General features: G+C 72.2%; 18 protein-coding genes. 10 read left to right on the top strand and 8 right to left on the bottom strand.

Going from position 1 to position 23,777, the window contains the following annotated elements; genetic code table 11:
• Nucleotides 1-292: 292 nt before the first annotated feature.
• Nucleotides 293-2,230 (top strand): 2-oxoacid:acceptor oxidoreductase subunit alpha, encoded by a 1,938-nt coding sequence (locus ACFXGN_RS26235; RefSeq protein WP_384863774.1) that lies wholly within the window; start codon nt 293-295, stop codon nt 2,228-2,230.
• Complete coding sequence (locus ACFXGN_RS26240) at nt 2,223-3,275, top strand: 2-oxoacid:ferredoxin oxidoreductase subunit beta (RefSeq protein WP_384863777.1); 1,053 nt, start codon at nt 2,223-2,225, stop codon at nt 3,273-3,275. Before ACFXGN_RS26235 ends, ACFXGN_RS26240 begins: the two co-directional genes overlap by 8 nt.
• Nucleotides 3,276-3,331: 56 nt before the next feature.
• On the opposite strand, the gene ACFXGN_RS26245 is transcribed toward ACFXGN_RS26240, so the two are convergent.
• Entirely contained in the window at nt 3,332-3,706 is a 375-nt protein-coding gene (locus ACFXGN_RS26245; RefSeq protein WP_384863911.1) for a winged helix-turn-helix transcriptional regulator, read from the bottom strand.
• Between the two features lie 161 nt (nt 3,707-3,867).
• Here ACFXGN_RS26245 and ACFXGN_RS26250 point away from each other — a divergent pair, with 161 nt between their 5' ends.
• The 4 genes from ACFXGN_RS26250 (at nt 3,868) to ACFXGN_RS26265 (ending at nt 8,265) form a co-directional block, all read left to right on the top strand.
• Nucleotides 3,868-4,734 carry an NmrA family NAD(P)-binding protein gene (locus ACFXGN_RS26250; protein WP_384863780.1) on the top strand — a complete coding sequence of 289 codons (867 nt, stop codon included), beginning with the start codon at nt 3,868-3,870 and terminating at the stop codon, nt 4,732-4,734.
• A gap of 104 nt (nt 4,735-4,838) precedes the next feature.
• Nucleotides 4,839-5,927, top strand: coding sequence for an EamA family transporter RarD (gene rarD, locus ACFXGN_RS26255; protein WP_384863782.1), 1,089 nt, complete (start codon nt 4,839-4,841; stop codon nt 5,925-5,927).
• A 106-nt stretch (nt 5,928-6,033) separates the two neighbouring features.
• Nucleotides 6,034-6,714 (top strand): DUF4291 domain-containing protein, encoded by a 681-nt coding sequence (locus ACFXGN_RS26260; RefSeq protein ID WP_384863784.1) that lies wholly within the window; start codon nt 6,034-6,036, stop codon nt 6,712-6,714.
• A 237-nt stretch (nt 6,715-6,951) separates the two neighbouring features.
• Nucleotides 6,952-8,265: a M28 family metallopeptidase gene (locus ACFXGN_RS26265; protein WP_384863787.1), complete on the top strand. Its 1,314-nt coding sequence runs from the start codon at nt 6,952-6,954 to the stop codon at nt 8,263-8,265.
• Between the two features lie 163 nt (nt 8,266-8,428).
• Here the strand turns inward: ACFXGN_RS26265 and ACFXGN_RS26270 are convergent, their stop codons facing one another.
• Entirely contained in the window at nt 8,429-9,616 is a 1,188-nt protein-coding gene (locus tag ACFXGN_RS26270; RefSeq protein ID WP_384863790.1) for an outer membrane lipoprotein carrier protein LolA, read from the bottom strand.
• A gap of 319 nt (nt 9,617-9,935) precedes the next feature.
• Nucleotides 9,936-10,946 (bottom strand): polyprenyl synthetase family protein, encoded by a 1,011-nt coding sequence (locus ACFXGN_RS26275; protein ID WP_384863914.1) that lies wholly within the window; start codon nt 10,944-10,946, stop codon nt 9,936-9,938.
• A 37-nt stretch (nt 10,947-10,983) separates the two neighbouring features.
• Between ACFXGN_RS26275 and ACFXGN_RS26280 the strand changes: the two genes are divergently transcribed.
• Both ACFXGN_RS26280 and ACFXGN_RS26285 read left to right on the top strand, forming a co-directional pair.
• Entirely contained in the window at nt 10,984-12,648 is a 1,665-nt protein-coding gene (locus ACFXGN_RS26280; protein ID WP_384863793.1) for a peptide MFS transporter, read from the top strand.
• 87 nt (nt 12,649-12,735) lie between these two features.
• Nucleotides 12,736-14,733, top strand: coding sequence for a CocE/NonD family hydrolase (locus ACFXGN_RS26285; protein WP_384863796.1), 1,998 nt, complete (start codon nt 12,736-12,738; stop codon nt 14,731-14,733).
• Between the two features lie 124 nt (nt 14,734-14,857).
• On the opposite strand, the gene ACFXGN_RS26290 is transcribed toward ACFXGN_RS26285, so the two are convergent.
• A complete protein-coding gene (locus ACFXGN_RS26290) occupies nt 14,858-16,177 on the bottom strand; it encodes a peptidase (RefSeq protein ID WP_384863799.1) in 1,320 nt (439 codons plus the stop codon).
• 286 nt (nt 16,178-16,463) lie between these two features.
• On the opposite strand from ACFXGN_RS26290, the gene fahA reads away from it, so the two are divergent.
• Entirely contained in the window at nt 16,464-17,690 is a 1,227-nt protein-coding gene (fahA, locus tag ACFXGN_RS26295; RefSeq protein ID WP_384863801.1) for a fumarylacetoacetase, read from the top strand.
• 205 nt (nt 17,691-17,895) lie between these two features.
• Here fahA and ACFXGN_RS26300 read toward each other — a convergent pair whose 3' ends face one another.
• Together ACFXGN_RS26300 and ACFXGN_RS26305 are read right to left on the bottom strand one after the other, a co-directional pair.
• A complete protein-coding gene (locus ACFXGN_RS26300) occupies nt 17,896-18,726 on the bottom strand; it encodes a carbohydrate-binding protein (protein WP_384863804.1) in 831 nt (276 codons plus the stop codon).
• Nucleotides 18,727-18,766: 40 nt separating this feature from the next.
• Nucleotides 18,767-19,648, bottom strand: a complete 882-nt coding sequence (locus tag ACFXGN_RS26305; RefSeq protein ID WP_384863807.1) for an AraC family transcriptional regulator — start codon at nt 19,646-19,648, stop codon at nt 18,767-18,769.
• A gap of 251 nt (nt 19,649-19,899) precedes the next feature.
• On the opposite strand from ACFXGN_RS26305, the gene ACFXGN_RS26310 reads away from it, so the two are divergent.
• Complete coding sequence (locus tag ACFXGN_RS26310) at nt 19,900-20,484, top strand: hypothetical protein (RefSeq protein ID WP_384863810.1); 585 nt, start codon at nt 19,900-19,902, stop codon at nt 20,482-20,484.
• A 62-nt stretch (nt 20,485-20,546) separates the two neighbouring features.
• Here the strand turns inward: ACFXGN_RS26310 and nuoN are convergent, their stop codons facing one another.
• Both nuoN and ACFXGN_RS26320 read right to left on the bottom strand, forming a co-directional pair.
• Nucleotides 20,547-22,208 carry an NADH-quinone oxidoreductase subunit NuoN gene (gene nuoN, locus ACFXGN_RS26315; RefSeq protein WP_384863813.1) on the bottom strand — a complete coding sequence of 554 codons (1,662 nt, stop codon included), beginning with the start codon at nt 22,206-22,208 and terminating at the stop codon, nt 20,547-20,549.
• Entirely contained in the window at nt 22,205-23,776 is a 1,572-nt protein-coding gene (locus ACFXGN_RS26320) for an NADH-quinone oxidoreductase subunit M (RefSeq protein ID WP_384863815.1), read from the bottom strand. The genes nuoN and ACFXGN_RS26320 overlap by 4 nt, the downstream gene beginning before the upstream one ends.
• Nucleotide 23,777 lies beyond the last annotated feature (1 nt).

Consider the following 23,777-nt stretch of genomic DNA (forward strand, 5'->3'; position numbering starts at 1 on the left):
CACCCTGTCAGAATTCCCCGGGGCCGGGCGGTCGCCCGTCGGCGTCCCGAGGGCCTAGGACCGAAGGACGAGACGGGAGCCGACGGTCCGGGGCGCCTCCCGGGGTGACAGATGGTGACGATTCAGGGCAAGAGGGCGTCTCAAAAAGAGGTCCGCGATGTGAGAAGTCCCCGGAGGGCCCTTCTCACCGTCGTAGGGTGGGCCTCGGGACGGACGGTGACCGGCCGACCGCATCCCGAGCCTCTCCCGCCTCCGGCGGGGAGTCCCCTTGCCGCGAGGGAGGTCCAGTTCAGTGACCAGCCAGGTCAGTAGCGAGGCCGGTGAGGCCCTGCTCGGCGAGCAGCGCAGCGCCCCCGAGAAGCCTCACCACGGCACAGAGAAGGAAGTGCGCCGGCTCGACCGGGTGATCATCCGCTTCGCGGGTGACTCCGGGGACGGTATGCAGCTCACGGGTGACCGGTTCACCTCGGAGACGGCGTCCTTCGGGAACGACCTCTCCACGCTGCCGAACTTCCCGGCCGAGATCCGGGCGCCCGCCGGGACCCTGCCGGGCGTCTCCTCCTTCCAGCTGCACTTCGCCGACCACGACATCCTGACGCCGGGCGACGCCCCGAACGTGCTGGTCGCGATGAACCCCGCCGCGCTCAAGGCCAACATCGAGGACGTGCCGCGCGGCGGCGAGATCATCGTCAACACCGACGAGTTCGCCAAGCGCGCCATGGCCAAGGTCGGCTACGCGGTCTCGCCCCTGGAGGACGGCTCGCTGGACGGCTACCGGGTCCACCCGGTGCCGCTGACCACGCTGACCGTCGAGGCGCTCAAGGGCTTCGGGCTCTCCCGGAAGGAGGCCGAGCGCTCCAAGAACATGTTCGCGCTCGGGCTGCTGTCCTGGATGTACCACCGGCCGACCGAGGGCACCGAGGCCTTCCTGCGGCAGAAGTTCGCCAAGAAGCCCGTCATCGCCGAGGCGAACATCGTCGCCTTCCGCGCCGGGTGGAACTTCGGCGAGACCACCGAGGACTTCGCCGTCTCCTACGAGGTGGCGCCCGCCACCCGCGCCTTCCCCTCCGGCACCTACCGCAACATCTCGGGGAACCTGGCCCTCTCGTACGGTCTGATCGCCGCCGCCCGTCAGGCGGACCTGCCGCTCTACCTCGGCTCGTACCCGATCACCCCCGCCTCGGACATCCTCCACGAGCTGTCCCGGCACAAGAACTTCGGCGTGCGCACCTTCCAGGCGGAGGACGAGATCGCCGGGATCGGCGCCGCGCTCGGCGCCGCCTTCGGCGGCTCCCTCGCCGTGACCACGACCAGCGGCCCCGGTGTGGCGCTCAAGTCGGAGACGATCGGTCTGGCGGTCTCCCTGGAGCTGCCGCTGCTGATCGTCGACATCCAGCGCGGCGGCCCGTCGACCGGTCTGCCCACCAAGACCGAGCAGGCCGACCTCCTCCAGGCCATGTACGGCCGCAACGGCGAGGCGCCGGTGCCGGTCGTCGCCCCGAGGACGCCCGCCGACTGCTTCGACGCGGCGATCGAGGCGGCCCGGATCGCCCTGACCTACCGCACCCCCGTCTTCCTGCTCTCCGACGGCTACCTGGCCAACGGCTCCGAGCCCTGGCGGATCCCCGAGGTCGAGGAACTGCCCGACCTGCGGACCCGGTTCGCCACCGGCCCCAACCACACCCTGGACGACGGCACCGAGGTCTTCTGGCCGTACAAGCGCGACCCGGAGACCCTGGCCCGCCCGTGGGCGGTGCCCGGCACCCCCGGTCTCGAACACCGCATCGGCGGCATCGAGAAGCAGGACGGCACCGGCAACATCTCGTACGACCCCGCCAACCACGAGTTCATGGTCCGCACCCGGCAGGCGAAGACCGACGGGATCGACGTCCCCGACATCGAGGTGGACGACCCGGACGCCGCCGGGACCCTGGTCCTCGGCTGGGGTTCCACCTACGGGCCGATCACGGCGGCCGTCCGCCGCCTCCGGGCCGCCGGGCAGCCCATCGCCCAGGCCCATCTGCGCCACCTCAACCCCTTCCCGAAGAACCTCGGGGAGGTCCTGGCCCGGTACGAGAAGGTCGTCGTCCCCGAGATGAACCTCGGCCAGCTCGCCACCCTCGTCCGCGCGAAGTACCTCGTCGACGCCCGTAGCCACACCCAGGTCAACGGGATGCCGTTCAAGGCCGAGCAGCTCGCCGCCGCCCTCAAGGAGGCCATCGATGCCTGAGCCCCTCCTCCAGCTGGTGCCCAAGGCCGAGGCCCGGCAGACGATGAAGGACTTCAAGTCCGACCAAGAGGTCCGCTGGTGTCCCGGCTGCGGTGACTACGCGGTCCTCGCCGCCGTCCAGGGCTTCATGCCGGAACTGGGCCTGGCGAAGGAGAACATCGTCTTCGTCTCGGGCATCGGCTGCTCCTCCCGCTTCCCGTACTACCTGAACACCTACGGGATGCACTCCATCCACGGGCGCGCCCCGGCCATCGCGACCGGGCTCGCCACCTCCCGCCGCGACCTGTCCGTCTGGGTCGTGACCGGCGACGGCGACGCGCTGTCCATCGGCGGCAACCACCTGATCCACGCGCTGCGCCGCAATGTGAACCTGAAGATCCTGCTGTTCAACAACCGGATCTACGGGCTGACCAAGGGCCAGTACTCGCCGACCTCCGAGGTCGGCAAGATCACCAAGTCGACGCCGATGGGCTCCCTCGACGCTCCCTTCAACCCGGTGTCGCTGGCGCTGGGCGCGGAGGCGTCCTTCGTGGCCAGGACGGTCGACTCCGACCGCAAGCACCTCACCGAGGTGCTGCGGCAGGCCGCCGACCACAACGGCACGGCGCTCGTGGAGATCTACCAGAACTGCAACATCTTCAACGACGGCGCCTTCGAGGTCCTCAAGGACAAGGACCGGGCGAAGGAGGCGGTCATCCGGCTGGAGCACGGACAGCCGATCCGGTTCGGCGCCGAGAACGAGAAGGGCGTGGTCCGCGACCACGCGACCGGTGACCTCCAGGTCGTGACGGTCACCCCGGAGAACGAGTCGCGGGTCCTCGTCCACGACGCCCGCGCGACGACGCCCACCACCGCGTTCGCGCTCTCCCGCCTCGCCGACCCCGACACCCTCCACCAGACCCCCATCGGGGTGTTCCGGGCGGTGGACCGGCCGGTGTACGACACGCTCATGGCGGAGCAGGTGGAGACGGCGGTGGCGCGGCAGGGCGAGGGCGATCTGGGCCGTCTGCTCGCCGGGAACGACACCTGGACGGTCGTGGGCTGACCTGCCCCGGCCCCGGACGGAGGGGGGCACGGCCCGGTGCGGGCCGTGCCCCCTCGTCATGTCCCGGCGCCCCCGGCCGGGGAGGGGGCGGCGTCCTCGCGGCGGGCCGCGTCGTACCGCGCGCGGGCCTCCTCGATCTCCGGGACCCGGAGGCCGGTCCAGTGGGCGAGCTCCCGGACCCTGCGGGCGGCCTCCTCGCCGAGCGGGGTGAGGCGGTAGTCGACGCGGGGCGGGATGACGGGCCGGGCGGCCCGGTGGACGAAGCCGTCGCGCTCCAGGGTCTGGAGGGTCTGGGTGAGCATCTTCTCGCTGACCCGGCCGATGTGCCTGCGCAGTTCGCCGAAGCGGTAGGAGCGCTCGCCCAGCGCGATCAGGACCAGGACGCCCCAGCGGCTGGTGACGTGCTCCAGGACGAGCCGGGCGGGGCACATGGCGCCGTCGACATCGGCGAGCAGGGCCCTCGGTTCCTCACTTACTTCCACACCAGTACCTTACTTCAAAGTGGGTACTTACGAAAAGATAGCGCCGGTCGTACGGTGAGTGGTGGCGGGCACCTCGCCCACCACCCCCCACGGGAAAAGGAAGCAGCGCCATGAGCATCGTCGTCACCGGAGCCACCGGCCGCCTCGGCCGCCACGTCGTCGACTCCCTCCTCACCACCGTCCCCGCCGCCTCCGTCGCCGTCGTCGCACGGGACGGGAAGAAGGCCGCCGACCTCGCGGAGCGCGGTGTGGAGGTGCGGATCGCCGACTACGGCCGCCCCGAGACCCTGACGGGCGCCTTCCGGGCGGGCGAGCGGGTCCTGCTGATCTCCGGCAGCGAGGTCGGGCAGCGGGTCCCCCAGCACACCGCCGTGCTCGCCGCCGCCGTCGCGGCGGGCGTCGCCCAGCTCGCGTACACCGGCATCCTCGGCGGCCCGGACGCCGACTTCGAACTGGCCGCCGAGCACCGGGAGACCGAGCGGCTGATCCTCGCGTCGGGACTCCCGTACACCTTCCTGCGCAACGGCTGGTACACCGAGAACTACACCGAGAACCTCGCCCCCGTCCTGGCCCACGGCGCCGTCGTCGCCAACGCGGGCGAGGGCCGGATCGCCTCCGCCGCGCGCGCCGACTACGCCGCCGCCGCTGCCGCCGTACTGACCGGCCCGGCCGGGGAGCACCTGAACCGGGCGTACGAGCTGAGCGGCGACACCGCCTGGTCCCTCGCCGAGTACGCCGCCGAGATCGCCGCCAGGACCGGCCGGGAGATCGCCTACGCCGCCGTCTCCGCCGAGGAGCACCTCGCGGTCCTGACCGGCGCCGGGGTCCCGCCCTCCTTCGCGGAGATCCTCGTCGACGTCGACCGGGCCGTGGAGCGCGGCGCGCTCGCCCTGCGGACCGGCGATCTGGCCCGGCTGACCGGCCGCCCGACCACCCCGCTCGGCGTGACGGTCGGCGAGGCCCTCGGCGCCGCCTGACCGCCGCCCCATGGTCATGACCGTATTGCGGTACGGGCATGACAATCCGCCCGGTGCGGCGCTACCTTCGACCCGACAGCGCGGCACAGGGGCGGGGAGGTCCGGTGAAGACGGAGAACGAGGAAAGAACAGGGCTGCTCTACGGGGTGGGCGCCTACGGCATGTGGGGGCTCGTCCCGCTCTTCTGGCCGCTCCTCAAGCCCGCCGGGGCGGTCGAGATCCTCGCCCACCGGATGGTCTGGTCCCTCGCCTTCGTCGGCCTCGCGCTGCTCGCCGTGCGCCACTGGGCCTGGGTCGGCGAGCTGCTCCGCAGCCCGCGCAAGCTGGCGCTGATCACCGTCGCCGCGACCGTCATCACCGTGAACTGGGGCCTCTACATCTGGTCGGTGAACACCGGTCATGTCGTCGAGGCCTCGCTCGGCTACTTCATCAACCCGCTGGTCACCATCGCCCTCGGCGTCCTCGTCCTCCAGGAACGGCTGCGGCCCGCGCAGTGGGCCGCCGTCTCCGTCGGCTTCGCCGCCGTCCTCGTCCTGGCCGTCGACTACGGGCAGCTCCCCTGGATCTCCCTCACCCTGGCCTTCTCCTTCGCCGTCTACGGCCTGGTGAAGAAGAAGGTCAACCTGGGCGGTCTGGAGTCGCTCGCCGCCGAGACCGCCGTCCAGTTCCTGCCCGCGCTCGGCTACCTCGTCTGGCTCGGCACCCAGGACGACCTGGCGTTCGGCTCCCACGGCGCGGGCCACACGGCCCTGCTCGTGGCCACCGGCATCGTCACCGCCGTCCCGCTCGTCTGCTTCGGCGCCGCCGCGATCCGCGTCCCGCTCTCGACCCTCGGCCTCCTCCAGTACCTGGCGCCGACCTTCCAGTTCCTGCTGGGCGTCCTGTACTTCCACGAGGAGATGCCCCCGGAGCGCTGGGTGGGCTTCTCCCTGGTGTGGCTGGCCCTGACGATCCTCACCTGGGACGCCCTGCGCGCGGCCCGGCGCAGCCGCGCGGCCGTGGAGGCGGCGCGGGCGGAGGCCGCCGGGGCGGCTTCGGCTTCCGCCGGGGCGGCTTCGGCTTCCGCCGGGGCGGCCGGGGGACCCGGAGCGGCTGGGACGTCCGAGGCGCCCGGGGCGCCCACGTCCGCCACACCCGCCGTGCCCTCCGCGCCCTCCGTGCCCTCTCGCTCGTCGGCCCGGACGGGCCTCTGACGGAAACCGGTCGCCGGTCATCGGTCATCGGTCATCGGTCGCCGGGGCTGGCGGGGCCTAGGAAAACCCGTGGCCCCGTGCGGCCCGTCCGGCCCACCCTGGGGCCATGGAAGAACCGAAGTACCGGATCCGCGCGCTGCACACCGGGCGCACGGTCACCGTCTACCAGGCGTACCGGCCCGAGATCGGGCTGGCCGCCGCCCGCGAGGGCCGCTTCCCGGCCGTCTGGAAGCGGGACCGGATGACGTGGATCAAGCCCTCGTTCCTGTGGATGATGTACCGCTCCGGCTGGGGGACGAAGGAGGGCCAGGAGACGGTCCTCGCCGTGGAGATCACCCGCGAGGGCTTCGAGTGGGCCCTGCGCAACGCCTGCCTCTCGCACTACGCGCGCGGCTTCCACCCCGACCGGGACACCTGGCGGCGCGAGCTGCGCCGGGCCCCGGCGCGCGTCCAGTGGGACCCCGAGCGCGGCCCGCTGCTGGACCCGCTGCCGCACCGCTCGCTCCAGCTCGGCCTCACGGGCGAGGCGTCCCGGCGGTACGCGGACGAGTGGACGGTCTCCGTCACCGACGTGACCCCGCTCGCCCACCGGATCCACGACCTGGTCCGGACGGACGGGGCGGAGGCGGCCCGCCCGCTGCTCCCCCGCGAGGAGCCGTACCCGGAGGCCCCGGGACTCCTGGACCATCTGCGCGCCCCCGTCCGGGCCACGGACGGGGAGGCGGCGACGGGCGCCGCGGCCGGTGTGTCCGAGAGGGCCGTACGGGGCACTCCACACATCGGATGATCTTGGAATCCGACAGGGGTCCCCCGTCTGTCCGATGAGCGAACATGCCTGACCGGTTTCCGCTCTTGACGCACAGTCACGCTCTCGTTCAACATTCAGCACGCGCAACGAACACCAGCACGACAGAACAACTGAACACAGCACGCGCACTCGCACAGCTCCAACGCCTCGTGGCCCCCGCGCCCGAGGCGTCTCGCACGTTCCGTCCCATCCCCGTTCGGAATCCGGAGCCCCCCCATGACCCTCACCGTGCCCAGACGCGTCACCGCGGCGGCAGCCCTCGCCGCACTCGCCCTCGGCGGACTCACCGGCACCACCGCTTCCGCCAGCCCCACGGGTGGCAGCGCCGTCGCCGCGCCCGACATCCCGCTGGCCAGCGTCAAGCAGCACCTGACGGACCTCCAGTCGATCGCCACCGCCAACGGCGGCAACCGCGCCCACGGCCGTACCGGCTACAAGGCGTCGATCGACTTCGTGAAGGCGAAGCTGGACGCGGCCGGATACACCACCGCCCTCCAGACCTTCACCTCCGGCGGCGCCACCGGCTACAACCTGATAGCCGACTGGCCGGGCGGCGACCCGAACCAGGTGATCATGGCCGGTTCGCATCTGGACTCGGTGACCGCGGGCCCCGGCATCAACGACAACGGCTCCGGCTCCGCGGCCATACTGGAGACCGCGCTCGCCGTCTCCCGCGCCGGGTACCAGCCCACCAAGCACCTGCGGTTCGCCTGGTGGGGCGCCGAGGAGCTGGGCCTGATCGGCTCGAAGTACTACGTCAACAACCTTCCGGCCGCCGAGCGCACGAAGGTCAAGGGCTATCTGAACTTCGACATGATCGGCTCGCCCAACCCGGGCTACTTCGTCTACGACGACGACCCCACGATCGAGCAGACCTTCAAGGACTACTACGCCGGGCTCGGCGTCCCCACCGAGATCGAGACCGAGGGCGACGGACGCTCCGACCACGCCCCGTTCAAGAACGTGGGCATCCCGGTCGGCGGGCTGTTCTCCGGCGCCGACTACGTCAAGACGGCGGCGCAGGCGCAGAAGTGGGGCGGCACCTCCGGGCAGTCCTTCGACCGCTGCTACCACGCGTCCTGCGACACGACGGCGAACATCAACGACACCGCCCTCGACCGCAACTCGGACGCCGTCGCGTACGCGATCTGGAACCTGTCCGGCGCGTCGACCCCGCCGACCGGCACGGTCTTCGAGAACACCGCCGACGTGTCCGTCCCGGACAACGGCGTCGCGGTGACCTCCTCCGTGACCGTGACCGGCATCGCGGGCAACGCGCCCTCGGCCCTCAAGGTCGGCGTGGACATCGTGCACACCTGGCGCGGTGACCTGATCGTCGACCTCATCGCCCCCGACGGCACGGTCTACAACCTGGCCAACCGGACCGGCGGCAGCGCCGACAACATCCAGGAGACCTTCACCGTGAACGCCTCCACGGAGGTCGCCAACGGCGTCTGGAAGCTCCGCGCCCAGGACAAGGCGGCCTCCGACACGGGATACATCAACGGCTTCAAGCTGACGTTCCCGTAAGGGAGTTCCCGCCGGGGGCTTCCCTGACAGGGACTTCCCCATGAGGGAGCCGCCCCGAGGGAGTTCCCTCACGGCGGCTCCCGCACCACACAGAAACGCCCGGGTGGGTCGGTGACCATCGCCCCCGACCCCCCCGGGGCCCCAACACCCCCGTGGACGCCGCCTACTTGTCGGCGTTCGCCGCGTTCACCAGGGCGTCCTTCGTGACCGCTCCGACGTAGACCTTGCCGTCGTCGGTGAGCAGCGCGTTCACCAGCTTCGTCTTGAAGAGGGTGCCCGAGCCGAACTTCCCGCCGACCTTGTCGCCGAAGGAGTCCAGGAAGCCCTGGAACTCCTTCGGCGCGTCCTCGGTCTTCGACGCCGGGGCGCCGGTGTCGAGCTTCGCGATGGTCGTCCAGCCCTCGCCGATGACGTTCACGCCCTCGCCTCCGAGGTCCCCGAGGCCGCCCCCGAGACCACCGCCGAGGCCGCCGGGCAGTCCGCCGAGGGGGCCGTCGTGCCCGCCGGACTCCGCCCCGGCGTCCTTGCCCGCCTTCTCCGCCGCGCCCTCGGTCACCTCGACGCCCTTCGGCGCCTTGAAGTCGAACTCGGAGGCGGCCGGACGGCCGAAGTCGATCTTGGTGAAGCCCGCGTCGAGGACGGGCTTGCCGCCCTCGACCGACGCGAGGGTGAACTTCAGCGGGGTGCCGGTCGCCGCGTCCACCGCGATCTTCACGGACTCGACCGTGGAACCGTTCTGCTTCGGCTTGATCACCAGCTGGTAGGCGTCCCGGCCGGCCACCTTCGCGGTGCCGCCGACCGTGACGGACGTGGTGTCGCCCGCGGCCTTCAGGACCTCTCCGGCGAGCTGCTCGGGGGTGCCGGGGAGGCCCTCGGGCCCCTCCTGGCCCCGGTCGCCGGGGAGCTTCTCGTGGAAGGCCTGGCGGGACTTGCTGTCGTACGCCCAGACGTCGGCGCCGTTGTGGACGAGGCTGTACTCGTCGGAGCCGTCGAGCAGGGTGAGCTTCTGGCGGTCGGGGCCGTCGGCCGCGACGCGCAGGGTGTGGCTGCCGGAGAAGAGCTGGGTGAGCTTCTCCGTGGGGTCGGCCGACGAGGCGCCGCCGCCCCCGCCGAGGCCGGACGCCAGACCGCTGAGGGCGGGCAGCCCCAGGTCGGTGGAGATCCGGAACGTGCCGGACAGGGTCTGGGTGTCCGAGGCGGCGATCTTCTCGATGAGCTGTGCGGCCGTGATCTCCGGCAGGTCGGGGTCTCCGGACGCCGCCAGTGCCGGAACGAGGCCGATGGTCGCCGCGGCAACTCCTGCCACCGCGACCGGGACGATGAACCGGCTCGCCTTACGGGTCTCTGCCATGGTCTCCGCTTCCTCCGTGGTCGATGTCCCCATCCCACCAGGACGGCGGTGCGGAAGCGTCAGCCCCCGGGATCAACCTGGCGTACTGCTCCGGTATGACCCGACCCCGAGACGGACCCGCCGCGAGGGCTACCCGCAGGGCCGGGGCGGGCGTCAGGGGCCCCCTTACGGGCGAAAGCCCGGGGAACCCCTACGGGCCCGCGCCGGGGCCCCTGAGGGCGCCTCCGGGAACCCCGTAGGACGCCCGGCTCGGGTCCGGGGAGGGAACCCCCTCCCAGGACCAGGTCCGGGGACGGTCACCCGCCCCCGGTGAACCCGTTCAGCCCGCGCGGTGGACGACCGCGTCACACATCTCGGCCAGCGCGGCCTTCGCGTACCCCTCGGGCAGCGGCGCCAGCATCGCGCGGGCCTCCTCCGTGTACCGCAGGGTGTCCTGACGGGCCTGCTCCAGGGCCGGGTGGGCGCGCAGTCCGCGCAGCGCCTCGGCGTGCCGGGCGTCGTCGCCGAGGTCGCCGTCGATCAGTTCCAGGAGCGCGAGGTCCTCGGGACGCCCGTGGGCCGCCGCGGCGGCCCGCAGGTGCAGGACGGGCAGCGTGGCGATGCCCTCGCGCAGATCGGTGCCGGGGGTCTTGCCGGACTCGTCGGAGTCGGACGCGATGTCGAGGACGTCGTCGGCGAGCTGGAAGGCGACGCCGAGCCGCTCCCCGTACTGGGTGAGGGTGTCGACGACGCTCTCGTCGGCGCCGGACATCATGGCGCCGAAGCGGCAGGAGACGGCGACGAGGGAGCCGGTCTTGCCGCCGAGCACGTCGAGGTAGTGGGCGACGGGGTCGCGGCCGTCGCTGGGGCCCGCGGTCTCCAGGATCTGGCCGGTGACCAGGCGCTCGAAGGACTCGGACTGGATGCGCACGGCCTCGGGGCCGAGGTCCGCGAGGATGTGCGAGGCGCGGGCGAAGAGGAAGTCGCCCGTGAGGACGGCCAGGGAGTTGCCCCAGCGCGTGTTGGCGCTGTCGACACCGCGCCGGACGTCGGCCTCGTCCATGACGTCGTCGTGGTACAGCGTGGCCAGGTGGGTCAGCTCGACGACGACGGCGGAGGGCACGACACCCGGCGCGTAGGGGTCGCCGAACTGGGCCGCGAGCATCACGAGCAGCGGGCGGAAACGCTTGCCCCCGGCGAGCACGAGGTGCTGGGCGGCCTCCGTGATGAAGGGGACATCGCTCTTGGTGGCGTCCAGGAGGCCCGCCTCCACGGCCGCCAGGCCGGTCTGGACATCGGCCTCAAGAGCCTGGTCCCGCACGCTAAGACCGAACGGCCCGACGACGGTCACGAGGGGGTCTCCTGTCTGCTGACGCCTGCTGACGATCATGGCTGGTTCGTACGGACTGTTGACGATCACACGGATTGTCGATGTGTCGCTCGATTCACTCACGCCAGCGTATCCGGTCACCTTTCGATCACCGTGGGCGCCTTCCCGTCACCCCCGGTATGTTCGTGATCAGCTGATACGAGCAGGAGTGGGTGCTTTGTCCCGAACGACGATCGACACCGGCACGGAGGGCGAGCAGCCTCCTCCCGAGGACGACCACGCCTTCCTCGGGCACCCCCGGGGTCTGCTGACCCTGTCCGGCCTGGAGGTCTGGGAACGCTTCTCGTTCCTCGGGATGCAGGCCATCCTCGTCCTCTACTTCGCCGCCTCGGTCTCCGACGGCGGACTCGGCATGGCGTCCGGCACCGCCGCGTCCGTCTCCGCCGCCTACGGCACCCTCGTCTATCTGGTGTCGGTGGGGGGCGGCTGGCTCGCCGACCGGGTCCTCGGCTCCTACCGGGCCGTCCTGTGGGGCGGTGTCCTGATCGCCTGCGGCCACTACGCGATGGCCGTGCCGACCGCCGCCATGACCTGGGTGGGCCTCGGCCTGATCAGCGCGGGCACCGGCCTGCTCAAGCCGAACGTGGCGACCATGGTCGGCAAGCTGTACCGCACGGACGACGAGCGCCGGGACGCCGGATTCGCCCTCTACTACATGGCGATCAACATCGGCGCCTTCGCCGGACCCCTGATCACCGGCTGGCTCGCCGACCACGAGGGCTACCACTGGGGCTTCTCCGCCGCCGCGCTCGGCATGACCCTCGGCCTGATCCAGTACGTCGCCGGACGGCGTCACCTGGCCGGGCGCAAGCACGCCGCCGAATTCGCGCTCGCCCCCGACGCCATGCGCCGGGCGGTCCGCCTGATGATCGCCGGAGCCCTCGCCACCGCCGTCCTCGCCACCGCCCTGTCGCTCGCCGGCTGGCTCACCATGGACCGCTTCGTCGACGTGCTGACCCTGATCTCGGTGATCGCCCCGGTCGTCTACTTCTGGGTGATGTTCACCAGCCCCCGGGTCACCGCGGAGGAACGCGGCCGGCTCAGGCCGTACGTCGTGCTCTTCCTGGCCTCGGTGGCGTTCAACTTCATCCTCTTCCAGGCCTACTCCACGATGATCCTGCTGGCCTCCACCAACGCCCGTACGACCATCCTCGGCTTCGACTTCCCGGCGGGCTGGTACACCTCCGCGCTCGGCGCCTTCGAGGTGCTGCTGGCCCCCGTCGTCGCCGCCGTCTGGGCCCGGATGGGCCCCCGGCAGCCGCACGCCTCCAACAAGATCGCCCTCGGGGTGATCCTCGGCGGCCTGTCCTTCCTCCTCATGGTCCTGCCGACCTCCGGGCACGCCGACGACACCTACCGGATGGCCGCCTGGTGGATCGTCGGCTCCTATCTGCTCCTCGGCCTCGGCGACGTCCTCCTGGAGACCTCCGGGATGTCCGCCACCAGCAAGCTCGCCCCCAAGGCCTTCGCCAGCCAGACCATGTCCCTCTGGTTCCTCTCCCTCGCGCTCGCCAACGGCATCCAGGCCCAGACCGTGAAGCTCTACGACGACGTCTCCAAGCCCCTCTACTTCGGCGTCAACGGCGCCGTGGCCGTCGCCGTCGGCCTGGTCGTCGTCGCCCTGGCGCCCTGGCTGCGCCGCACCATGCACCCCGTCCACTAGGGGACGCCCCCCGCCCGTCCACCAGGGACGCCCCGCACCCCGCACCCCGTCCACCGGGAAGCCGGGAGACCCCCAGGGAGCCGAGAGATGAAGATCCGCACCGACTTCCCGTACGAGACCCGGCGCGAGGACGTCCGCATCCCGCTGCCGGACGGCACCCGGCTCTACGCGCGCGTGTGGCGGCCGGTCACCGACGAACCCGTCCCCGCCCTCCTGGAGTACCTGCCCTACCGGCTCACCGACTGGACCGCGCCGCGCGACTGGCAGCGCCACCCCTGGTACGCGGGCCACGGCTACGCCTCCGTACGGGTCGACGTGCGCGGCCACGGCAACAGCGAGGGCCTGCCGGGCGACGAGTACGACCCGGTCGAACTCGCCGACGGGGTCGCCGTCGTGCACTGGCTCGCCGAGCAGGAGTGGTGCACCGGCAAGGTCGGCATGTTCGGCATCTCCTGGGGCGGCTTCAACTCGCTCCAGATCGCCGCCCTCGCCCCCGAACCCCTCAAGGCGATCGTCACCGTCTGCTCCACCGACGACCGCTACGACAACGACGTGCACTACATGGGCGGCTCCGTCCTCGCCGTCGACATGCACGCCTGGGCCGCCACCATGCTCGCCTTCGTCTGCCGCCCGCCCGACCCCCTCCACACGGGCGGGGAATGGCGCCCGATGTGGCGGGAACGGCTGGCCGCCGTCAAGCCCTTCGTCCACACCTGGCTCGCCCACCAGACCCGCGACGCCTACTGGCGGCACGGCAGCGTCTGCGAGGACTACGGCGCGATCCGGGCCGCCGTCCTCGCCGTCGGCGGCTGGCACGACCCCTACCGGGACACCGTCCTGCGGCTCGTCCGGCACCTCCCCCAGGACCGGGTGCGGGGCATCATCGGCCCCTGGTCCCACCAGTACCCGGACCGGGGCCTGCCGCCGGGCCCCGCCATCGGCTTCCTCCAGGAGACCCTGCGCTGGTGGGACCACCACCTCAAGGACGCCGACAACGACGTCCCGGCGCTGCCGCTGCTCCGCTCCTGGATCAGCGACTCGCACCCCCCGGCCACCGTCTACCCCGAACTCCCCGGCCGCTGGGTCACCGACCCCGCCTGGCCCTCCCCGCACGTCACCCCCACCGTCTACGCCCTCCAGGGCGCGCCGGTCGTGGTCGACTCCCCCCAGCGGACCGGGCTCGACGCGGGCCGCTTCTTCCCCTTCGGCAACGACGCCGACCTGCCGCCGGACCAGCGCGACGAGGACGCCCGCTCAGCCTGCTTCGACTTCCCCGTGCCGGAGGACGGCCACGCCCTGGAGATCCTCGGCAGGCCCTCCGTACGCCTGGCCCTGCGCGCCGCCGCCCCCACCGGGCAGGTCGTCGCCCGGCTCTGCGACGTCGCCCCGGACGGCTCCTCCACCCTCGTCACCCGGGGCGCCCTGAACTTCTCCGCCCGCTACGGCCGCGACCGGGCCGTGGAGGCGCAGATCGGGGAGACGGAGGAGTACGTCTTCGAGCTGAACGGCATCGGGCACGCCTTCGCGCCCGGCCACCGGGTGCGGCTCGCGGTCTCCTCGGCGTACTGGCCGTGGATCTGGCCGCAGCCGGACGCGGCGGGCTTCACGCTCGACCCGGCGGGCTCCGCCCTCACCCTGCCGGTGCGCGCCCGCACCGAGGACGCCGTGCACTGGGAGGAGCCGGAGCAGTCCGCGCCGCTCGGCGTGGTCCTCCCGCACACCCTGGAGGAGCCCCCGCCGGAGCGGCTCGTGGTGCGGGACGTGGCGAAGGACGAATGGACCCTGGAGGTCGATCCCCGGTACGGCGGGACGCGGGTGTACCCGGACGGTCTGGAGTTCACCGAGGAGGCCCGGGAGACGTACACGATCGACGAGAGCGGCCCGCTGTCCGCGCGGACCCGCTCGGAGTGGTCGATCCGGCTGCACCGGCCCGAGCTGGCCTGGGACGTGACGATCGACACCCGCTCGGAGATCACCTGCGACGCGGACTCCTTCCTCACCACCGACGAGGTGGTGTGCAAGGAGGGCGGCGAGGTCGTCTTCCACCGGACCTGGGAGAAGCGGATCCCCCGCACGGCCGGGTGAACTCCGGTGGTACGCGCACGGCGGGGTGAACCAGGTGGTACGCGGACGGCCGGGTGGACTCCGGTGGTACGCGGACGGGCCCGCACCCCGGTCCTGCCGGGGTGCGGGCCCGTGCGGGCGGGGGCTACGCGCCCGCGGCGGCCTTGCGGCGGCGGGTGACGACCAGCGCGCCCGCGCCGAGGGCGACGGCCCCGGCGGCGGCCAGGCCGAGCGGCAGGGTGTCGTTCGCGCCGGTGGCGGCGAGGGCGCCGTCCACCGGGGTGACCGACGAACCACCCTGCGGGGTGGTGCCGCCGTCGCCGCCGGTGGTGGGCGCCGGGGTGGGCGTGGCGGTCTCCGACGGGGTCGGCTCGGGCTTCGGCTTCGGCTTGTCGGTCTTGGCCGCGAGGATGTCGAAGTGCGCGTTCGCGTACTCCTCGCTGGCGCCGCAGCTGCCGTCCTTGTTCTCGTAGACGCCGACGGCGAAGACGACGCCCTCGCCCGCCGGGGTCCCGGCGTCGACGGTGAGGCGCAGCTTCAGGTCGGCCTTGCCGCCCTTGACCAGCTCGCCGAGCTGGATGCCCTGCTCGTCATCCGGGGAGATCTTCTGCCAGCCGGGCTGGGCGACGGAGGACCATTCGAGACCGAGGAACCGCTCGGGGTCCTCGGCCTCGTCCTCGTCCATGTCCTCGCCCATGCCGGGGAGCTTCAGGGCGGCGGCGTAGGCCTCCACGGCGTCCAGGGTGCGCTCACCGGTGTTCGCGACGCGCATCGAGAAGACGGCGCTGGTCCCGGCGGTGATCTTCTTCGGGCCGTTCAGGGTGACCTTGAGGGTGCTGTCGTCGACGCAGTCCCGGCCGGTCTCGTAGTCCTCCAGGGCCAGTTCGGCGGCCTCCAGGTCGTCCCGGGCCGTCACCAGCTCCCCGTCGAGGAGGAAGACCTTGCGGGAGAGGTCGACGCTCGCGTCGCCAAAGGCGTCGACGGGCACCTTCGCCTCGGCGTACCGGGCGTCGGCGGCGGTCTTGGCCGTGGCGGCGTCCTCGACGGCCTTCCTCGCGTCGGCGACGGCCTTCTCGGCCTCTTCGAGCTGCTCGGGGGTCGCCGTCTTGACGGCCTCCTCGGCGGCGGCGAGCTGAGCGTCGGCCTCCTTCTTGGCCTCCTCGGCGGCCTTGACGGCCTTCCCCGCCTCGGCGAACTCGGCCTTGACGGCCTCGTCGAGCTTCATGTTCCGGAGCTCGTCGACCAGCGCCTTGCGCTGCTTCTTCAGCTCGTCGACCTTGGCCTGGGCCTTCTCGACGGCGGCCACCAGCTCGGCGTACTTGGAGTCGTCCTCGTCGGACGCGGGCTGCTGCGTCGACGTGGCCGACGGCTCGGTGACCGCGAACGCGGGCGCGGCGGACAGGAACACGGCCGGGGTGGTCACGGCGGCGGCCACGGCGGTCGCGAGAATGCGACGGATCTTCACAGTGTGGACCTTTTTCCTGGTCAGGGAAGGGGTGAAAAAGCGGGGCACCTGCCAGCGGCAATGTCACGCGGCGCGGTACCACCGTGATCGTATGGCCGGAAACGATTGCCCAGGGGCCCCGTTCCCGCAGCTCGGAGGAGGTACGGCGGGTAATGCTCCGGTAAACCGTAAGAATCCGGACAGTTGCCCACGGAGGCCGCACTTTCTGTGTGATCCATGTCATCCCCGCCCGGTGGCCCGCGCCGTAACCTGTCCCCCACACCCGTGGAAAGCGAGGCAAGCACCGATGTCCGAGCACAGCCCGCTCGACCTGGCCGAGGGCGATCCCTTCGGCCCGCACAACCTCCCGTACGGCGTCTTCTCCACCGCCGACGAGCCCGGTCGGCGCCGCCTCGGCGTCCGGATCGGCGGACACGTGCTCGACGCGGGCGCCGCCGCGCACGCGCTCGGTTCGCCGTACGCGGCCCTCCTCGACCGGCCGGACCTGAACCCGCTGCTGGCGGCCGGGCGCACCGCCTGGCACGACGTCCGCCGGGCCCTCACCGCCTGGGTGACCGTCCCCGCGCACCGCCCCGCGATCGAGCCGCTGCTGCACCCGCTCGACACCGTGACCCTGCACCTGCCGTACGAGGTCGCGGACTACGTCGACTTCTACGCGAGCGAGCACCACGCCACGAACGTGGGCCGGATCTTCCGCCCCGACAGCGAGCCGCTCACCCCCAACTGGAAGCACCTGCCGATCGGTTACCACGGGCGGGCGGGCACGGTCGTGGTCTCCGGCACCGATGTCGTCCGCCCCTCCGGGCAGCGCAAGGCGCCCACGGACCCGGCCCCGGTCTTCGGGCCCTCGGTGAAGCTGGACATCGAGGCGGAGGTCGGCTTCCTCGTCGGCACCCCCTCCGAGCGGGGCACCCCGGTCGCGCTCGGGGACTTCCGGGAGCACGTGTTCGGTCTGACGCTGCTCAACGACTGGTCGGCGCGGGACGTGCAGGCCTGGGAGTACGTGCCGCTCGGCCCGTTCCTCGGGAAGTCCTTCCAGACCTCGGTGTCGGCGTGGGTGACGCCCCTGGAGGCGCTGGACGCGGCCAGGACCGCCCCGCCCGCCCGGGACTTCCCGCTCCTGCCGTACCTGGACGACTCGGCCGAGGAGGAGCGGGGCGGCTTCGACCTGCGGATCACGGTGGAGATCAACGGCGAGGTGGTCGCGGAGCCGCCGTTCGCCACCATGTACTGGACGGCGGCGCAGCAGCTCGCGCACATGACGGTCAACGGCGCCTCGCTGCGCACGGGCGACCTCTACGGCTCCGGGACGGTCTCCGGGCCCGAGGTGGACCAGCGCGGTTCGCTCCTGGAGCTGACCTGGAACGGCCGGGACGCGATCGAACTGGCCGGGGGGAAGCGGACGTTCCTGGAGGACGGCGACGAGGTCGTCCTGACGGCCTGGGCGCCGGGCCCGGACGGCACGCGGGTGGCCCTGGGCGAGGTCCGGGGGCGGATCGCTCCTTCGGCCTGACGCCGGTGGGGCCCTCCCCGACGCCGGAGGGCCCGCCCCCGGGACAAGGGGCGGGCCCGGTCGGAAGGGGCCCGGCGGTCTGGAAGGGCCCGCGGTCGGGGGCCCGGGAGGCCCGGGCGGCCCGGGAGTCCTACGAACGGCCAGGAGAGCCCCCGGACGGGCCCTCCTGACGGGCTTCTCCTGACGGGCTCTCCGGGCCCCGGTCTCAGCCGACCCGCCAGAGCGCGGGGACCTTCGGCGGCTCCCAGCCGACCTGACCGGTGTGGGCCTGGAGGCAGACGTACGCCACCCCGCCGTACGTGACCCTGTCGCCCGCCCGGTACGCGGTCCCGGCGGCCCAGGTGCCGCCGGGCGGCTGGCTGGTCGTGGTCGCCGTGGGCGTCGGCGAGGGGCTGGGGTTCTGCGGCACGTTGAGGACGAAGTCGAAGGCCGCCTCCTTGCCGCCGCCGCCGTCCCGCACGCTCATCAGGAGCCGGGCGTCGAAGATGCTGTCGGTGTTGTTGCGGGGCTCGCCCGGGAAGTACAGCTGGGTGGTGAGGATCGGGCGGCCGGGGGCCTGGACCTTGACGTGGATGTGCCGGGTGCGGCCCGGGTAGAGGCCGGGCACGATCGTGGTGAGCTTGAAGGCGCCCTGCGCGTCGGTGAACTGGTGGCCGCGGAACTTGAACCCGGTGTTGTCGTACGCCCCGTTGGTGTCGGCCTGCCAGAAGTCGAGCAGCGCTCCGGATATCGGCCGGCAGGCGAGCCCGAAGACGTATCCGCTGAGCGTCAGCCGGACGCCGGGCGTGTTGGCTTCGAGCAGGCTGGTGCGCAGCGGCGAGTTGGGCTTGAAGTAGGGGCCCTCGATCTGCGGCACGGTGGGGTCGTCGCCGTCGTCGCACTCGGGGGTGAGCGCGGGGGCCGACGTGCCGTCGGTGAGGGTGCGGGCGAGGGCCGGGACGCCCATGAGCACGGCGGGTGCCGCGATGCCCGCCGCGAGGGCGGCGCGCAGCACCGCCTTGCGGGAGACGTGTCCGGTACTGGTCTCGTTGTCCATGCCTGCTCCTGGTGGGGGGGGGAGGGGATCGGCATCGAACCTAGGCGGGCGGGGGGCCGCCTTCGATGGACGGAGCACGGCGGTCGTGGTGTTTCCGGAAGTCCCCGGGGCTGGTGCCGGTCTCGCGCCGGAAGAAGCGGCAGAAGTAGGCGGGGTCGCTGAAGCCGGTCCTGGCCGCGATCTGACGTACCGACAGTTCGGTACGGGCCAGGAGCCGTTGGGCCTCGCGGGTGCGGGCCTCCCGGAGCAGGGTGCCGGGCGTGCGGCCGGTGGCGGCGCGGACGGCCTCGGTGAGGTAGCCGGGGGTGACGCCGAGGAGTTCGGCGTACGCGCGGACGGGCCGGCCGTCGGTGCCGGTACGGGCGAGGAGCCGGGCGAAGGACTCGGCGACGGCGGCGGGCCTGCCGGGCGGCGGGCCGCTCGCGCCGGGGCCGTCCGCGCCGGGGCCACGGAGGCGGGCGGTGCGGACCAGGAGGACGTGCAGCAGGGAGCGCAGGACGGTGGCGAAGCCGTCGGCGCCGTGCCCGTACTCCTCGACGAGTTCGGCCATCAGGAGGCCGGTGCGGGCGTGGGTGGGCCCGTCGAGGGTGAGCCAGGGGTTCTCGCCGAGGCGGCTCAGGAGGTCGCGGTCGCCGGGGTGGTCGAGCAGGAAGTCCCCGGTGAACAGGACTACGTGCCCGTCGAGGCCCCGGGCGTCCTCCCAGTGGTGGAGCTGGCCCGGCAGGATCAGGCCGAGGTGGGGCGGGCGCAGCTCCCAGCGGGCGAGGTCCACCACATGGGCGCCGGTGCCCCGGGTGACGTGGACGATCTCGTAGAAGGTGTGCCGGTGCGGGAAGGCGGCCCGGGACATCGGGCCGATGCTGTCGAAGGTGCCCGCGGCGAACGGCAGTCCTTCGGGCATCCGCATCTCGAGTCGGTGCATGGGCGGGTCGCAGTCCCTCGGGGCGGCGGCCGGGGTCCTCGGTAAGGCGGTGCGCATCGCGCGGCTTCTCCCTCCTGGTGGTACAGACCATTGGGGCGGCTCACACGATGGCACGGACACCTCCAACGGGTCACCCCCGCGTGCGGTGTCCCGCCGGGCGGACCATGCTCCTCACGTGGGCGCGGGGGGAGGAGCCGCCCGACACCGGCGCCCCCGCCCACGGGGACGCCGTCCCTCCCGAGGAGCACGCCATGCCCGCACTCCCCCGCCCGACAGGCCCCGCCGCCCCCGCCGCCCCCACGGACCCCGCCCGGCGCCCCCGGCGGGCCCGTCCGGCGACGGCGGTGCTCGGTCTCGCGGCCCTCTCCGCGACCGTGCTCGCGGCGGGCCCCGCACGGGCCGGGGACACCGGCCCCGGCTCCCGTGGCTCCGTCACCCGTGAGCTGGCGGCGGCGTACGCGGCCACCGCCCGGTACGCGGACGAGCGGCAGGCGGTCGCCGCGGGGTACGTCCGCACCGACGACTGCGTCGCCATGCCCGGCACCGGCGGCATGGGCTACCACTACACGGACGCGGCCGACCTCGGCTCCACCGACCCGGCCCGGCCCACCAACGTCATCTACGCGACCGGCGCGGACGGTCGGCGCCATCTGGTCGCCGTCGAGTGGATCGTCCGCAGCACCGGGCAGCCCGCCCCCGTGATGTTCGGGCGGCCCTTCGACGGCCCCTTCCCGCACGCCCGGTTCGGCCGGGTCTACGACCGGCACGTCTGGCTGTACGAGAGGAACCCGGCGGGTCTCTTCGCCCGCTACAACCCCCGGGTGACCTGCCCCTGACCCCGGGACACGCCGAGGGGCCCGGCTCGCCCCCGAGCCGGGCCCCTCGTACGCGGTGCGTCCTAGCGGACGAACACGCTCGCCTGGTTCGCCAGGTCCAGGAAGTACTGCGGGGCGAGGCCGAGGACCAGCGTGACCGCCACGCCCGCCGCGATGGCGACGCCCGTCAGCGCCGACGGCACGGCGACCGTGGGGCCGTCCGCCTTCGGCTCGCTGAAGAACATCAGCACGATCACCCGGATGTAGAAGAACGCGGCGATGGCCGAGGAGAGCACACCGACCACGACCAGCGCGCCCGCGCCGCCCTCCGCCGCCGCCTTGAAGACGGCGAACTTGCCGGAGAAGCCGGAGGTCAGCGGAATGCCCGCGAAGGCGAGCAGGAAGACCGCGAAGACCGCCGCGACGAGCGGCGAACGCCGTCCGAGCCCGGCCCACTTGGACAGGTGGGTGGCCTCGCCGCCCGCGTCCCTGACCAGCGTGACGACGGCGAAGGCGCCGATCGTCACGAAGGAGTAGGCGCCCAGGTAGAACAGGACGGACGAGATGCCGCTCGGGGTGGCCGCGATGACGCCCGCGAGCAGGAAGCCCGCGTGCGCGACCGACGAGTACGCGAGGAGCCGCTTGATGTCGGTCTGGGTGATGGCGATGATCGCACCGCCCAGCATGGTGACGGCGGCGACGCCCCACATGACGGGCCGCCAGTCCCAGGTGAGGCCCGGCAGCACCACGTAGAGCAGGCGGAGCAGCGCGCCGAAGGCGGCGACCTTGGTCGCGGCGGCCATGAAGCCGGTGACCGGGGTCGGGGCGCCCTGGTAGACGTCCGGGGTCCACATGTGGAACGGGACGGCGCCGACCTTGAAGAGCAGGCCCATGAGGACCAGGGCGAAGCCGATGAGCAGCAGCGCGTCGTTGCCCATGGTGTCGGCGAGCGCCGGGTTCACCGAGGCGACCGTGCCGTCGACGACCTGGGCGATGGTGGCGTACGAGACGGAGCCCGCGTAGCCGTAGAGCAGGGCGATCCCGAAGAGCAGGAAGGCCGAGGAGAACGCGCCGAGCAGGAAGTACTTGACGGCCGCCTCCTGCGACATCAGCCGCTTGCGGCGGGCGACGGCGCAGAGCAGGTACAGCGGGAGGGAGAAGACCTCCAGGGCGATGAAGAGCGTCAGGAGGTCGTTGGCCGCCGGGAAGACCAACATGCCCGCGACGGCGAAGAGCGCCAGCGGGAACACCTCGGTGGTGGTGAACCCGGCCTTGACGGCGGCCCGTTCGTGGTCGCTGCCGGGGACGGCCGCCGCCTCGGCGGCGAAGGAGTCGACCTTGTGGCCGTGGTCAGCCGGGTCGAGCCTGCGCTCGGCGAAGGTGAAGACGGCCACGACGGAGGAGAGGAGGATGACACCCTGGAGGAACAGGGCGGGCCCGTCGACGGCGATGGCGCCCATGGCCGCGATGTGGGCCTTGGTGGTGCCGTAGCCTCCGGCGGCGAGGCCGACGATCGCGGCGAACGAGGCGACGAGCGCCACGACGCTGAGGAAGAGCTGGGTGTGGTACCGGGCCCGGCGCGGCACGAAGGCCTCGACGAGGATGCCGATGATCGCCGCGCCGACCACGATGAGCACCGGCGCGAGCTGGGTGTACTCGATGTGGGGTGTCGGGATCTTCGGCAGCGGCTCGGCGGCGGTCGTCCACAGGCTGTGGACGGAGGACGTCACGGCGGATGCGCTCACTTGGCCGCCTCCACTTCTGGCTGGGGGTCCTTCTGCTGGACGTCGGACATGGTGTGTCGGACCGCCGGGTTGACGACGTCCGTCAGCGGCTTCGGGAAGACCCCGAGGAAGATCAGCACGGCGATCAGCGGGACGACCACCGCGAGTTCGCGCGGGCGCAGGTCGGGCAGCGACCGCACCTCCTCCTTGACCGGCCCGGTCATCGTCCGCTGGTACAGGACGAGGACGTAGAGCGCGGCGAGGACGATGCCGGTGGTGGCGATGACACCGGCCACCGGGTACCGGGAGAACGTGCCGACCAGGACCAGGAACTCGCTGACGAACGGGGCGAGTCCGGGCAGTGACAGGGTCGCGAGACCGCCGATGAGGAAGGTGCCCGCGAGCACCGGGGCGACCTTCTGCACCCCGCCGTAGTCGGCGATGAGCCGCGAGCCGCGCCGGGAGATCAGGAATCCGGCGACGAGCATCAGGGCGGCCGTCGAGATGCCGTGGTTGACCATGTAGAGCGTGGCGCCCGACTGGCCCTGGCTGGTCATCGCGAAGATGCCCAGGACGATGAAGCCGAAGTGGGAGATCGACGCGTAGGCGACCAGGCGCTTGATGTCCCGCTGGCCGACGGCGACGAGGGCTCCGTAGACGATGCTGATCAGCGCGAGGACGATGATCGCGGGCGTCGCCCACTTCGACGCCTCGGGGAAGAGCCCGAGGCAGAAGCGGAGCATCGCGAAGGTGCCGACCTTGTCGACGACGGCGGTGATGAGGACGGCGACCGGGGCGGTCGCCTCCCCCATCGCGTTCGGCAGCCAGGTGTGCAGCGGCCACAGCGGCGCCTTCACCGCGAAGGCGAAGAAGAAGCCGAGGAACAGCCACCGCTCGGTGTTGGTCGCCATGTCGAGCGAGCCGTTGGCCCGCGCCTCGGCGATCTCGGTGAGGGAGAAGTTCCCCGCGACCACGTAGAGCCCGATGACGGCGGCCAGCATGATCAGGCCGCCGACCAGGTTGTAGAGGAGGAACTTGACCGCCGCGTAGGAGCGCTGGGCCGCCGCGTTCTCGTCGGTGCCCGCGTGGGCGCGGTCGCCGAAGCCGCCGATGAGGAAGTACATCGGGATGAGCATGGCTTCGAACAGGATGTAGAAGAGGAAGACGTCGGTGGCCTCGAAGGAGAGGATCACCATCGCCTCGACCATCAGGATCAGGGCGAAGAAGCCCTGGGTCGGGCGCCACCGGGAGGACTTGGTCTCCAGGGGATCGGCGTCGTGCCAGCCCGCCAGGATGACGAAGGGGATCAGCAGCGCGGTGAGCGCGATGAGCGCCACGCCGATGCCGTCGACGCCCAGTTCGTAGCGGACGCCGAAGTCCTTGATCCAGGCGTGCGACTCGGTCAGCTGGTACCGCTCGCCGCCGGGCTCGAACCGTACGAAGACGACGGCGGCCAGCACCAGGGTGGCGAGCGAGAACAGCAGCGCCAGCCACTTGGCGGCGGTGCGGCGGGCTGCGGGGACGGCGGCGGTGAGGATCGCACCGACCGCCGGAACCGCTGCCGTCAGGGTGAGGAGCGGAAAGGACATT

Source organism: Streptomyces sp. NPDC059247, assembly GCF_042754005.1.
Taxonomy (GTDB): Bacteria; Actinomycetota; Actinomycetes; order Streptomycetales; family Streptomycetaceae; genus Streptomyces.